This window comes from Streptococcus hillyeri (assembly GCF_003686955.1).
Taxonomy (GTDB): Bacteria; Bacillota; Bacilli; order Lactobacillales; family Streptococcaceae; genus Streptococcus; species Streptococcus hillyeri.
On the sequence record NZ_RCVM01000004.1, the window covers coordinates 1 to 13,580 of the forward strand.

The 13,580-nt window shown below is 38.9% G+C and carries 14 protein-coding genes and 1 riboswitch; of the genes, 8 read left to right on the forward strand and 6 right to left on the reverse strand.

The window, feature by feature from the left end; genetic code table 11:
- The first annotated feature begins 224 nt into the window (after positions 1-224).
- The 3 genes from pfkA (at position 225) to lepB (ending at position 3,585) form a co-directional block, all read left to right on the forward strand.
- The gene (pfkA, locus tag EAF07_RS03310; RefSeq protein WP_121834871.1) at positions 225-1,238 is read left to right on the forward strand and encodes a 6-phosphofructokinase; all 1,014 of its coding nucleotides are present in this window, start codon (positions 225-227) and stop codon (positions 1,236-1,238) included.
- Positions 1,239-1,300: 62 nt separating this feature from the next.
- Positions 1,301-2,806 carry a pyruvate kinase gene (gene pyk / locus EAF07_RS03315; protein ID WP_121834872.1) on the forward strand — a complete coding sequence of 502 codons (1,506 nt, stop codon included), beginning with the start codon at positions 1,301-1,303 and terminating at the stop codon, positions 2,804-2,806.
- A gap of 221 nt (positions 2,807-3,027) precedes the next feature.
- On the forward strand, positions 3,028-3,585 hold the full coding sequence (gene lepB / locus EAF07_RS03320; RefSeq protein WP_121834873.1) for a signal peptidase I: 558 nt from the start codon (positions 3,028-3,030) through the stop codon (positions 3,583-3,585).
- A 110-nt stretch (positions 3,586-3,695) separates the two neighbouring features.
- Here lepB and EAF07_RS03325 read toward each other — a convergent pair whose 3' ends face one another.
- Positions 3,696-4,067, reverse strand: coding sequence for a PAS domain-containing protein (locus tag EAF07_RS03325; protein ID WP_121834874.1), 372 nt, complete (start codon positions 4,065-4,067; stop codon positions 3,696-3,698).
- Positions 4,068-4,241: 174 nt separating this feature from the next.
- On the opposite strand from EAF07_RS03325, the gene EAF07_RS03330 reads away from it, so the two are divergent.
- The 3 genes from EAF07_RS03330 to EAF07_RS03340 are packed head-to-tail and all read left to right on the forward strand — an operon-like array spanning position 4,242 to position 6,953.
- Positions 4,242-5,513, forward strand: coding sequence for an MFS transporter (locus tag EAF07_RS03330; protein WP_121834875.1), 1,272 nt, complete (start codon positions 4,242-4,244; stop codon positions 5,511-5,513).
- Between the two features lie 13 nt (positions 5,514-5,526).
- Positions 5,527-6,564, forward strand: coding sequence for an ArsR/SmtB family transcription factor (locus EAF07_RS03335; protein WP_121834876.1), 1,038 nt, complete (start codon positions 5,527-5,529; stop codon positions 6,562-6,564).
- Positions 6,565-6,584: 20 nt separating this feature from the next.
- Complete coding sequence (locus tag EAF07_RS03340) at positions 6,585-6,953, forward strand: hypothetical protein (RefSeq protein ID WP_121834877.1); 369 nt, start codon at positions 6,585-6,587, stop codon at positions 6,951-6,953.
- A 134-nt stretch (positions 6,954-7,087) separates the two neighbouring features.
- Here the strand turns inward: EAF07_RS03340 and EAF07_RS03345 are convergent, their stop codons facing one another.
- Positions 7,088-7,378, reverse strand: coding sequence for a hypothetical protein (locus EAF07_RS03345; RefSeq protein ID WP_121834878.1), 291 nt, complete (start codon positions 7,376-7,378; stop codon positions 7,088-7,090).
- A gap of 449 nt (positions 7,379-7,827) precedes the next feature.
- Between EAF07_RS03345 and guaC the strand changes: the two genes are divergently transcribed.
- Both guaC and EAF07_RS03355 read left to right on the forward strand, forming a co-directional pair.
- The gene (guaC, locus tag EAF07_RS03350) at positions 7,828-8,811 is read left to right on the forward strand and encodes a GMP reductase (protein WP_121834879.1); all 984 of its coding nucleotides are present in this window, start codon (positions 7,828-7,830) and stop codon (positions 8,809-8,811) included.
- Between the two features lie 29 nt (positions 8,812-8,840).
- Positions 8,841-8,936: riboswitch (purine riboswitch) on the forward strand.
- A gap of 119 nt (positions 8,937-9,055) precedes the next feature.
- Complete coding sequence (locus tag EAF07_RS03355) at positions 9,056-9,637, forward strand: xanthine phosphoribosyltransferase (RefSeq protein ID WP_121834880.1); 582 nt, start codon at positions 9,056-9,058, stop codon at positions 9,635-9,637.
- A gap of 104 nt (positions 9,638-9,741) precedes the next feature.
- On the opposite strand, the gene EAF07_RS03360 is transcribed toward EAF07_RS03355, so the two are convergent.
- From EAF07_RS03360 to EAF07_RS03375, 4 genes are read right to left on the reverse strand one after another with little or no spacing between them, the layout of a single operon-like run.
- The gene (locus EAF07_RS03360) at positions 9,742-10,749 is read right to left on the reverse strand and encodes a FecCD family ABC transporter permease (RefSeq protein WP_121834881.1); all 1,008 of its coding nucleotides are present in this window, start codon (positions 10,747-10,749) and stop codon (positions 9,742-9,744) included.
- On the reverse strand, positions 10,746-11,762 hold the full coding sequence (locus EAF07_RS03365) for a FecCD family ABC transporter permease (protein ID WP_121834882.1): 1,017 nt from the start codon (positions 11,760-11,762) through the stop codon (positions 10,746-10,748). The genes EAF07_RS03360 and EAF07_RS03365 overlap by 4 nt, the downstream gene beginning before the upstream one ends.
- Positions 11,763-11,804: 42 nt before the next feature.
- Positions 11,805-12,746 carry an iron-hydroxamate ABC transporter substrate-binding protein gene (locus EAF07_RS03370; RefSeq protein ID WP_121834883.1) on the reverse strand — a complete coding sequence of 314 codons (942 nt, stop codon included), beginning with the start codon at positions 12,744-12,746 and terminating at the stop codon, positions 11,805-11,807.
- Positions 12,743-13,540: an ABC transporter ATP-binding protein gene (locus EAF07_RS03375; protein WP_121834884.1), complete on the reverse strand. Its 798-nt coding sequence runs from the start codon at positions 13,538-13,540 to the stop codon at positions 12,743-12,745. The genes EAF07_RS03370 and EAF07_RS03375 overlap by 4 nt, the downstream gene beginning before the upstream one ends.
- Positions 13,541-13,580 lie beyond the last annotated feature (40 nt).

A 13,580-nucleotide genomic window follows, 5' to 3' on the forward strand; every position in this document is an offset into this window, starting at 1 on the left:
ATATTTTGTCATAGTAAGGACTCATTTCTAACACAAACGTCTCAGACTTAATTCCACCATAAAAATCCGTTTTAGACTAATTTCCACTTCGAAAGCTAAAGTGGAAATTACTTTGGGAAATTACCAAAACGATTTTTCGATAAAATCTTAGTAGAAAAAAGAGCAATTTAAAAACAACTATGATATAATAGTGAAGTTAGAAATTAAAAAGGAGAAAGCCAAAAATGAAGCGTATTGCTGTTTTGACCAGTGGTGGTGATGCCCCTGGTATGAATGCTGCTGTTCGTGCAGTTGTTCGTAAAGCAATCACAGAAGGCATGGAAGTTTTCGGAATCAACCGAGGCTATGCTGGTATGGTTGAGGGAGATATTTTCCCAATGGATGCTCACTCAGTATCTAATACTCTATCACATGGAGGAACGTTCCTCCAGTCAGCTCGTTACCCAGAATTTGCAACATTGGAAGGACAACTAGCTGGTATTGAACAATTGAAAAAACATGGTATTGAAGGTGTTGTTGTTATCGGTGGAGACGGTTCTTACCATGGAGCTATGCGTCTAACTGAGCATGGATTCCCAGCTGTTGGTATCCCAGGAACTATTGATAACGATATTGCTGGTACTGACTACACAATCGGATTTGACACAGCTGTAAACACTGCGACAGATGCTTTGGATAAAATCCGCGATACTTCATTCTCACACGGACGTACCTTTGTCGTTGAAGTGATGGGACGTAATGCTGGTGACATCGCTCTTTGGTCTGGTATTGCTGCAGGAGCTGATCAAATCATTATTCCTGAAGAAGAGTACACCATCGAAGAAGTTGTTGCTAAAGTTCGTCAAGGTTACGAAGAAAAAGGTAAATTCCGTCACTTGATCGTTTTAGCAGAAGGTGTTATGCACGCCGAGAAGTTTGTAGAACTGATGAAAGAAGCGGGAGATACAAGTGATCTTCGTGCAACTAACCTAGGTCACATCTTGCGTGGTGGTGCCCCATCTCCTCGTGACCGTGTCTTAGCATCTTGGATGGGTTCTCATGCGGTAACTCTTCTTAAAGAAGGTCGTGGTGGCCTTGCAGTTGGTATTCACAATGAGCAATTGGTTGAAAGCCCAATTCTTGGAACTGCAGAAGAAGGTGCCCTCTTTAGCTTGGGAGAAAACGGTAAGATTATTGTGAATCATCCACACAAAGCACGCCTTGACTTTGCTGCTTTGAACCGTGACTTAGCTCACTAAGCAATATTAATTTAGTTAATTCTGCCGGTAATCGGCAATTTAAAAAATAGGAGTTTCATATAATGAATAAACGTGTCAAAATCGTTGCAACACTTGGTCCTGCGGTAGAATTCCGTGGTGGTAAAAAGTTCGGAGAGCCAGGATACTGGGGTGAAGAACTTGATGTTGAAGCATCAGCTCAAAAAATTGCACAATTGATTAAAGAAGGTGCAAATGTTTTCCGCTTTAACTTCTCACACGGTGACCACGCAGAGCAAGGAGCTCGTATGGCAACTGTACGTCGCGCTGAAGAAATTGCTGGTCAAAAAGTTGGTTTCCTTTTGGATACAAAAGGACCTGAAATTCGTACAGAAGTGTTCGAAGATGGAGCTGATTTCCACACTTACAAAACTGGAGATAAACTTCGTGTAGCTACAAAACAAGGTATTAAATCAACTCCAGAAGTGATTGCCTTGAACGTTGCTGGTGCTCTTGATGTCTTTGACGATGTTGAAGTTGGTAAACAAGTTCTTGTTGACGATGGTAAACTTGGTCTTAAAGTCGTTGAAAAAGATGCTGAAAAACGTGAATTCATCGTTGAAGTTGAAAATGATGGTGTCATCGGTAAACAAAAAGGTGTAAACATTCCTTACACTAAAATTCCTTTCCCTGCTCTTGCAGAACGTGATGATGCAGATATTCGTTTTGGTCTTGAACAAGGTCTTAACTTTATCGCAATCTCATTCGTGCGTACAGCACAAGACGTTGAATCAGTACGTAACATCTTGCGTGAAACTGGCAATGAACACGTTCAATTGTTCTCAAAAATCGAAAACCAACAAGGTATCGATAACATTGACGAAATCATCGAAGCATCTGATGGTATCATGATTGCTCGTGGTGACATGGGTATCGAAGTTCCATTTGAAATGGTTCCAGTTTACCAAAAAATGATTATCACTAAAGTGAACGCAGCTGGTAAAGCAGTTATCACAGCAACTAACATGCTTGAAACAATGACTGATAAACCACGTGCAACTCGTTCAGAAATCTCTGACGTGTTCAACGCTGTTATCGATGGTACTGATGCAACAATGCTTTCAGGTGAGTCAGCTAACGGTAAATACCCAGTTGAATCAGTTCGTACAATGGCAACTACAAGTAAAAACGCTCAAACTCTTCTTAATGAATATGGTCGTTTGAACTCTGATAACTTCCCACGTACATCAAAAACTGAAGTTGTTGCTTCTGCTGTTAAAGACGCTACAAAATCAATGGACATTAAATTGGTTGTAACAGTAACTGAAACAGGTTTCTCAGCACGCCAAATCTCTAAATACCGTCCAGATGCAGATATCTTGGCTGTAACATTTACAGAAAAAGTTCAAAAATCATTGATGATCAACTGGGGTGTTATTCCAGTCGTAACTGAAAAACCAAAATCAACTGATGATATGTTTGAATTGGCTGAAAAAGTTGCGCTTGAGCAAGGTCTTGTTGAATCAGGTGATAACATTGTTATCGTTGCTGGTGTACCAGTTGGTGTATCAGGTTCAACTAACACAATGCGTATCCGCACTGTGAAATAATCAGTCCATTCTATTCCAAAAATACTAGTTCTGACTGATTAGTTATTACACGAAAAACTCAATTACTCGTTAGAAGTAATTGAGTTTTTTTGTGTTAGCACACTACCTTGTGAGAAGACTATGGGAATCAAAGATAGAAATGTGTCATTTTCAGAGATTCTCATGATAATTTAACAGAAAACATGGTATAATGATAGTATCATAAACAAGAGGAGGCACTGATGGTAAAACGTGATTTGATAACGATGATTTTTCTGACAATGATAGCCTTCTTATTGGCTGTTGGTCTGAGGATTTTTGTTTTTGAACCGTATACAGTTACGAAAGAACAGGCCAATAGTTATTTAAAATCAGATGATTATGTGGTGGCTAGTCAATTATCTACTCCTGAGTACAAAGATTTTGTCCTTTATGAAGTGGATGGAAAAGAGTATATGGGACGTGTTGTGGCTAAAGAAGGTGATGTTCCAGTCTATATGGATGATATTTTTTACCTTAATAATCAAGTTGAAAGTCAGTCCTACTTAGATGACTTAAGGAAGTCTCATTTTGATTTACATCCTGTGGACACGCCTTTTACGGCGGATTTTACTTTGGAAAGTTTAACTAATGGTGCTGAGGAGAAGGTTCCTAAAAACCAATATTTAATTTTGAATGATGACCGTCAAAATACACAGGATAGTCGAACGTTTGGACTCATTAAAAAATCTCAACTTAGAGGAGTTGTGTCATTTAAACTCTTACCTTTAGAGGATTTTGGCTTTGTCGAAGTCGAGTAATTTAAGCGAAAATGATGAGTTATTGAAATGGGTCAAGTTATTTTTGATAGTGATAACAATTTAGAGAGCAACAGCAATTCATTTAAACATGGATTTTTGTCGCTCTCTTTTTAATTATCGTTTGAAATGGAAGCACCAGATGTAACGTCTGACCAGCCGACTAGGGCTTGCCCAGAATTTTCCAAGTAGGAGGAGAGAAGTGGCTTTAAATCTTGAACCATTTCCATGACTCCTTGGAAATCACCCGAATCATCATACAACATGGTGTAGGACTGCATATAAATTTTCCCAAAAGCCTCATTTGGAATTTCCAGATGTAGGCTTTTTTCTGTGGAATGGCGGAGCTCCTGCCAGATCCAGTCGGGCAGTCTATCGTAAGATTCTGGGAAAAACGTACCATCAGGCTTATGGTTACTGTAGGTGAGTTTTAAATCCTTATCATAAAAGGCAGTCTTATATGGAAAATAATCAAGATAATTCATGATTTAAATGATAACTTTTTTCATCGGAAATAGCAAAAAAAGCGTTTTTTAAGTAATTGTTTAAAAAAACTTCAAAAAATATTTATTTAAGTATTGACTTAACAAAAATAAAGTATTATACTACGTGTATAAAGTTAAATAAATACTTAAAAAAATATAAACGGAGATACTAATATGAAAAAGGCACTTAAAAATAAACTTTTCCTGGCAACCTTTGTTTCTGACATGATTTCAAATTTTGGTGACAGTCTTTACTATTTGGCTTTGATGAATTATGTTTTACTCTTACCAAATGCTAAGTTTGCGATTAGTTTGGTAACCTTATCTGAAAGTCTTCCAATTCTAACACGGTTTGTGATGGGGATTTGGGCAGATAAGACGAAAAACAAATTGGATACCATCATGGCAACTCAGATTTTTCGTGTCCTACTCTATATCATTGTAGGGGTAGCTATGGGTTTTGCACCTGCTCTCTGGGTAGTTTTAGTTGCTGTTATCGTCAATCTTTTCTCAGATATTTCTGGTCAATATGAATCTTACCTTTTTTCTCCCATTAGTTTGCGGGTTGTTTCAAATGATGATCGTGAAGGAGCGATGGCCTTTCGTCAAGCAGCAAGCTCCATTTTACAGATTGGTTTCCAAGCGAGTGGAGTAATACTTACCGCTTTTATGACCTACCAAAATCTCGCTTTCTTTAATGCAGGCACTTTTCTTGTAAGTATGTTAATAATGCTAGCTTTACGCCCTGCTTTATCTAAACTCCTAAAAGAAAATCCGATTAAAATGGAAGAAGTGGAAACGCCACAGAGCTTAGTTACAGAACTAAAAACTTCTTTTAAGGGAGCAATGGAAGTTATCAATGGTATTCCGGTTTTGAAAGCTAGCTTAATTACCATTATGGGAATTAATGCTATTGGGTCAACTTTGGATCCTATCATAATGGCTACTATAAAAGATTTTAAAGATTTTATCATTGTCAATCCAGCGACAACGATTGCGACAGTATCAATTATTTTCTTTGTTGGGAATATTGTTGGTTCAGTACTTTGCACAACACTTTTCAAAAAAGTCGATTTGTTAGCAATGATTAAATTGACCTTGGTACTATTAGCAGGATTCTTTGGAGCAATGGTTGTTCATCAAATTTATATGGCTTTGGTAGTCATTTTTGGAGCAGCAGTGGTTTCAGGTGGTGTTAATCCGAAATTTAGTGCCATGATGTACCGTGAAATTCCAGAGGAAAAGTTGGCGACAATTGGTTCTGGGATTGACACCTTGATGACCCTGGGAATGATTGTTAGTCGTTTCGCCTTATCAGGAATGGTTTTGGTTTTACCAGCTCAAGTTATTTCAAGCATTTACCTCTTGATTGCGCTTGCCCTTATGGTTTATACTATTAAAAAAACCTTTAAACAAAGTGAAGCAAGTGTTGAACTTGTTTCTTAGAAAGAAGAAAGCAATGGCTTATACCTATAATCAACAACGTTCTGAAATTTTTGAAATGACTATGCTGCCAGTCTTGTCCTACAGTAGGGATGAGAGTGAGTGGGATTTTACGCAAAAGGAGCTCAGCATTTTAGCAAAAGACCTTGATACCTTAGAAGAAATCTATCAGCTCTTTTTACCCTATCAAGAAAAACTGCGTAGCTATTATCTCATGGGTGCTGGTTGGTCATTCCTAACAACCTGCTATTTCTACCTACTCAATGAGGGGAGGGAGCCTTCTTCTATTGAAGAATTGCATAACTTGGTTCTAGAGCTTTCAGAAGAAGAGTTACATTATTGCTTGCGACTTTTTTTAACAGATGACACCACTAGCAAGACTGAAAATAAGGACTACTGGGAAATCTTGGAGGAAAAATCTTTTAAACCAGAACAAAAATGGCACATTCTAACCTTTAGTCAGCATTTAAAAGAGAATGCCACCAAAATGGTAGAACTGTCACGTGAATTGGTCAGTCTATATGTCCCTTATTTTGAAAAAGCTAGGTTAGAGCGAGAAACTTACGCTAAAAACTTGAATCTTGAAGCTGTTTTTAAAGATACGCAAGCTTTAAAAATGATTCAGGGAACCTTGCAGAAGGAATCGTTTGAACTCTATATTGTGAGCCCTTGGATTATTCGACTATCTGTGATTACCTTGGAGCCTTTATTTGAGAAATACAATAGTTTTCTTATTCTATCTTGTAAGATTGATGAGGTTCTCAATAGCCACAATGAATTAGATGAAGATAATTTCTCATCAGCCTTGAAAACACTAAGTGATTTAACACGTTACAAGGTTTTAGTTGCCCTAACGCAGCCACATGCTAAGAGTAAGGATATTGCTGAAGATTTGGGAATTACGAGCGCAGCTGTCTCCTTCCATAGGCAGAAACTGCAAAATGCCCAGCTCTTACTGTTTAATAGCAGCGAGAAACACACTAAATACGACCCAAACACTGAGTTAATTCAGGCGGTTGTTGATAAATTAAAAGACGATTTTAACTTAAAATAACTACTAATAAGGAGATTTTTATGAATATTAAGAATAATGGCTGGTATGATGAAACTGGTCGCAAGTTGAGTGAAGACGAAAAAGAAGCGTTGAAAAATCAAGTCAAGGATGAGCTTGATAAGGAATTAAAAGACACAGGTCTTGAAGGCTGGCTCAAAAAATTCATCAGTAAACAGTTTGATAAAACGTCAGGTGTGGTTCATGTTGAACAGGCTGAGGCTAAAAATACAGATGATGACAATAGAGAGCTTGGTGGAGAACAATTAGCTGATGAGGCCATTGCTTTAGCCATCAATAGTTTAGATATAGCCATAACTGAACTGTCAGAAAAGCTCGAACACTTAAAAGAAGAACGTGAAAAATTGATTCATAAGCGTAACAGTAGATAAGAAAACGAAATCGAGGTAGGACTAGATGTCCCACCTCGATTTCATGTTTGTGAATAGCTAAAGTTTTAAATAGGTTAGTAGAACAAATAATAGCAAAATGAGAATTCTAATTTTTTGAACGTTGAACCTCTAAATTAATTACAGAATAAACCAGGAAGCACACTGAAAATCATAGACATGTAAATCCAGAATGCTAAAAGATAGAGAAGTCCTGTCATGAAGAGCCCCACTTTTCGTGTCATAAAAGAGAAGATAATGATTATAATTCCAATAATGGGAAAGACTTGTTGTGTTAGAATTAACGGAAGTGGGGTTGTCTGAATACTGATGTCCCAAGGAATAAAGAAAGCGAGAATATAGGCAGTCAATAGTAACAGTAGATAGCTGCGGTAGTGGTCGTTGATTATTTGTCTGAGCGTTAACATAGAGTCACCTTCTTTCTAGCATTTTGAAATCATTTTTCATCTTTAGGATATCAGTTCTCGTTAGAAAAAGCAAACAATAAAATGTAAACGTTGTCACATTTGTGTGTTCATTAACAATTTTAGTATTTTAAGATTCGCGGATGTCTTTTGGTTCTTTCGCTAATTATGGTTGTTATCCATAAGAAACTTTGGCTAAAAAATGAGTTCCAAAAACAAGGTTCGTAAATAACGAACGAAACAAAATATTTTTAATCAAAATTTGACAAAACAAAAACGAAAGTATAGAATATCTATGGAAGGGTGGGAAATCCACTTAGCGATGCTCTGTTTATTACTGTTAAAAACAGAGTTATAGGAAGGTCATCATAGTAAAGGCTGCTCGGCTGGAGATGACTTTTGTGATACACAAAAAATCCTTTTTCAGTCCCAGTGGCAGAAAGAGGATTTTTATGTTTAATGATATGCCCGTTTTTGACTACGAAGATATTCAGTTGATTCCTAACAAATGTATCATCAATAGCCGCTCTGAGGCAGATACATCAGTTACTTTAGGAAAGCATACGTTTAAACTTCCTGTTGTCCCTGCTAACATGCAAACCATCATTGATGAGGACGTGGCAGAAATGCTGGCTAAGGATGGTTATTTCTACATTATGCACCGTTTTGATGAAGCGTCGCGCAAGCCATTTATCAAACGCATGCATGAGCAAGGGCTTATCGCCTCAATCTCAGTAGGTGTGAAAGACTATGAGTACGATTTTGTGACGAGTTTGAAAGATGATGTGCCAGAGTTTATCACGATTGATATTGCACATGGCCACGCTGAGAGTGTTATTAAGATGATTAAACACATCAAGGCTGAGCTTCCTGACACTTTTGTGATTGCTGGTAACGTGGGAACGCCTGAAGCTGTCCGTGAGTTGGAAAATGCTGGTGCGGATGCGACGAAAGTAGGGATTGGTCCTGGTAAAGTATGTATCACTAAGGTTAAGACTGGTTTTGGTACAGGTGGTTGGCAATTAGCCGCACTTCGTTGGTGTGCCAAAGCTGCGCGTAAACCAATTATTGCAGACGGTGGTATCCGTACGCACGGAGACATTGCTAAGTCAATCCGTTTTGGTGCTAGCATGGTTATGATTGGTTCTCTCTTTGCGGGTCATATCGAAAGCCCAGGGAAATTGGTTGAAGTCGATGGCGAAACCTTCAAAGAATATTTTGGTTCTGCTTCAGAGTACCAAAAAGGTGAGCACAAAAACGTTGAAGGTAAGAAAATCCTCTTGCCAACAAAAGGCCATTTGAAAGATACTTTAATTGAGATGGAGCAAGACCTTCAAAGTTCGATTTCATATGCTGGTGGTCGTGATGTGGAAAGCTTGACACGCGTCAACTATGTTATCGTGAAGAACTCTATTTGGAATGGGGATTCTATTTAAATCTCTTGAAATTACCTAGTAAAGTGGTATAATAAGGAACAATAAAAACTTATTTATGTTGTGAATTGGCACAACGTTTCTACAAGACACCGTAATGTCTAACAATAAGTCTACTTTGTTCAGTTTCCAAAGGGATAGATTTACTGTTTTATTCAGATTACGGAGGTGTTTACCATGTGTAAGCATCTCTTTGTCTTTTACGGCTAATGTTAGAATTGACTAATTGATATTAAAAGGAGTTATGATGCAATTATTAGAAGACCGTATTTTAAAAGATGGAAATGTCCTTGGTGAAAATATTTTAAAAGTGGACTCTTTTTTAACCCATCAAGTTGATTATAAATTGATGAAGGAAATGGGTAAGGTATTTGCAGATGCTTACAAGGATTCTGGCATTACTAAGGTTGTAACTATTGAGGCCTCTGGTATTGCACCAGCAGTGTACGTGGCAGAAGCTCTTGATGTACCGATGATTTTTGCGAAAAAGCATAAAAACATCACCATGACAGAAGGTATTCTGACAGCAGAAGTTTATTCCTTTACTAAGCAGGTTACAAGCACAGTTTCAATTGCAGGTAAGTTTCTCTCAGCTGATGATAAGGTGCTTATCGTCGATGACTTTTTGGCAAATGGCCAAGCTGCTAAGGGGCTTATTGACATTATTCAGCAAGCAGGTGCAGAAGTTGTTGGTGTTGGGATTGTCATTGAGAAATCATTTCAAGATGGTCGTAGCCTTTTGGAAGAACAAGGTGTACGTGTGACTTCATTAGCTCGTATTGCTAAATTTGAAAATGGTCAGGTTGTTTTTGACCAAGCAGATGCTTAAAGAATAAAAAGTGTTAAAAACAGAAAATGGCTTAGAGTGACGTTATCGAGAAACGTTGATTCTAAGCCATTTTATAGTGTTAAAATTTTTAGAAAAGCCCATCCTTATTCTTTTGAGGTTTTCATAAGATAAAGAAAATAGGGAGCGCCGATGAGGGAGACAACGAGTCCAGTTGGAATACCTGTTCCGACAAGGAAGACACGACCGATAGTATCTGCAATCAAGAGGATAAGCATACCCATTAAGAAGGTTATGGGGAAAAGGATAAGATGATTTCCTCCAACAAATCGTCTACTGATGTGACCTGAAATCAATCCAATAAAGGTGATATTGCCAACAATAATCACGCTAAGGGAGGCAAGTGCTGTTGAGAGAAGGAGTGTTATCAACCGTTCTTTTTGAAGATTGAGACCAAGTGCGGTAGCGGTTTGTTCGTTAAGGGTCATGATATTGAGGGAACGGCTACGGCTATAAGAGAGCCCCAAAAGTAAGATTAGGAAAGGACTAAGAAGTGCTAAGGTTTTCCAGTTGTCGCCAGAAATCTGCCCACTAAGCCAATTGATGATGTAATCAACTTTGAAACGGTCGATATTTCCAATAATGGACACCATAAGTCCAGACAACATGATGGATAGACCTACACCAGTGATAATGAGACGGATAGGATCAATATCATGATTTGGTTTTCGGCTAATGAAATAGACAATCATAACAGTTGTCAATGCTCCTAGCATAGCCATTAATGGCAGGAGGGTAATAAACTGGGGAGCTGTTGTCTTAAAAATAGAAATGGCAAGGGCAATGATGAGCCCAGCGCCAGCATTTATGCCTAAAATCCCAGAATCGGCAAGAGGATTTCTAGTCAGTGTCTGCAATAATAGACCGGAGATAGCCAATGAAGCCCCGGCTATTAGAGCAGCGAGTATGCGAGGAAGACGAATAGTTAAGATGATTAGTCTTGTTTTGTCGTCTGTTTGTCCTAGCAAGGTTTTGATAACTGTTACTAAAGATAGGTGACTACTCCCTAGAGATAAGGAGAGGAGGGCTAAAAAGAGTGTTACTAGGATTAAGAGAATGAAAATGCGCTTAAAGTGAGTGGTTGTCTGATTCATAGTGACCTCCGTTTCATCAGCCATAAAAAGCAGGGCAGACCAATCAGTGAAACCATGGCACTTAACGGAGTTTCATAGGGTGGGTTGATGGTGCGACAGAGAAGGTCAATCCAAAGCATAAAGGTTGCCCCTAAAAAAGCAGTCATTGGCAGAATTTGCCGGTAATTGCGAGGACAAAAGAATTTGATAATATGAGGAATAATCAGTCCAACAAAGGCAATAGTTCCAGCTAAAGCTACCGCAGAAGCAGATAATAAGAGAACGAGCCCTAACCAGAAAAGGGTCATGATAAAAGTTTTTTGTCCAAGACTTTTTGCGACAGTCTCATTGAGACTAAGAATGGTTAGTTGGTGGGAAAATAGCTGCGCTAAGATAAGGCTTACCAAGATGATAGGAGCGAGAATACTAAGCATTTTCCAATTGACAGCAACAAGTCCTCCAGATTGCCAGCCGATAATGGTGGTAGCAAGGTTGAAGGTGATGGTAAAAATTTGACCAAGTGCTGTAAAGAGGGCAGAAATCATTGTCCCTGCTAAAATCAACCGTAATTGATTGTAGCCTCTTTTGGGATCGTAAGAAAGTGCGAAAACCATAAGGGTAGCAAGTGTAGAGCCTAGCAAACAAATCAGGACAATCCATGTATAATGAAGTTGTCCGAAAACGGCATAGGCTATCACTAAAGCCAATCCAGCGCCAGCATTGATTCCCAAAAGACCAGGATCGGCGATTGGGTTTCTGGTAACGCCTTGTATGATAGCACCAGCTTGAGCAGTAGCAGCTCCGATCAAAAGACTGGCGATAATTCGAGGTAGTCGGATATCAATCATGACATCTTGAAGGTCAGAATTGGTAAAGGGGTGCCGAAAGGTCGTCAGAAGATCTTGGTGTGAGAAATGAATCGCACCAAAGCGTAAACTAGCGTAGCAGCCTAATAGCAGTAAGAGGCTAGTGATGAAAAAAACAAGCCAAAAGAGATGTTTTGGCTTATTGAGTGTTTTGTATAGAGAAATCATTTTTCTTTTCTATTGTTGTTAGGAATACTTAAAACTAAGTCATTATTGTTGTGTTTTAGAGATTGCTTCGGTTAACACTTCTAGCTCATGTTCAAGGCTAACAGGATCTGTAAAGTAGAAGACATTCGCATCTACCTTGATGACATGATTTTTTTGTACCGCAGGGATATTTTTCCAAAGGTCACTTTCGTAGAGGCTTGCACCTGTCTCTTCATTTTCAGCGGCTACAAGCACATAATCGCCAATGTAGTTTGGAAGAACTTCACGTGAGACTTCGAGGTAACCTGTCGGAAAGACTTCTTTTTCCACAGCTTCAGGCGCCTGGTAGCCAAAGGCTTGATAGATAATCTCACCACCACGTCCCCAGTTGTTGCCAAAGAGGTAAAATTGTTTTTCAAAAAGTCCCATAACGGTAAAGGTAGCATCTTTTCCAGTGGCATCGTGAACAATTTCTTTGGCTTCGCTAACTTTTTTCTCCCAAGAGGCTAACCATTTTTTAGCGTCATCTTCTTTTCCAAAAATGTGACCGAAGTCAGTCATCATTTGGAGGTAGTCATGTTTACCATATTCAACAACGACAAGTGGGGCAATTTTTTCAAGTTGATCTAGGTTTTGTTCGGTTGAACCTACCACAATCACATCGGGTTCGGTAGCTGCTAGGGCCTCAAGGTCCGTCGGTAACATGATTTCAGCAGATTTAATAGCATCAGAGAAGACAGGATTTTTCTGATCATAGGTTGTTGCTGCTACGATATTGAAGCCAAGTTTGAGCAAATAGCCAGTGTAAGATGATGCCATGCTTGCGACACGTTTTGGACTTTCAGGAACCTCACCACGGTAACTGATACCTTCGATTTTAGGCATTTTGGAAATAGCAGAGCTACTTGATTGTGACTGCTCAGCCTTTTCTTTGGATGATGTTGAACAAGCCACAAGAACAAAGATAGCCATGAGGCTAAGTAAGAGTGATAGTGTTTTTTTCATAGGATTTCCTTTTCTAATAAATGATAGGTGAGTAAAATAGGACGCTGACTGTCTGGGTCAGAAACGATATGAGACTTAATATTAAAAATCTCTTCTAAAATAGTTGTTGTCATCACCTTTTCAGGTGGTCCCTGGTGCTTAATTGTCCCATCTTTCATGGCAATCAAATGATCAGAGAAACGAGAGGCTAAATTAAGGTCATGTAGGACCATGATAATCGTTTTCTGGTTATCGTGATTCAGTTTTTTGAGCAATTCTAGGACTTCCAACTGATGATTCATGTCTAGGTAAGTCGTTGGCTCATCTAGAAAAATCGTATCGGTATCTTGAGCAAGTGCCATAGCAATCCACACACGCTGGCGTTGCCCACCAGACAAACTATCTACCTTTACATTGGCATAGCTGACCACTCCAGTAACTTCCATCGCCCAGTAGATTTTTTCACGGTCTTCTGGCGTGAGGGTTCCTAGATATTTTTGATGAGGGAAGCGGCCGTAGGAGACCAGTTCATAGACGGTAATGCCTTGCGTTGCTTCTAAAACTTGGGGAAGGAGGGCTATCTTTTTAGCGACTTCTTTAGTTGGTAGTTTTGCGATTGACTGACCATCTAAAAAAATGTGTCCTGTATTTGTAGGAATAATACGGGTCAGTGCTTTAAGGAGTGTCGATTTTCCAGACCCATTGCTACCAATGATCGTTGTAATCGCTTGGCTAGGCAATGCTAAGTTCAGCTGATCAATGATAGGGCGCTGGCCATAGGAAACAGAAATCTGTTTTGCCTCAATATGTGACATAATACTCCTTTCTGGTGGTTTTGAAAACCAAGATAGAGCT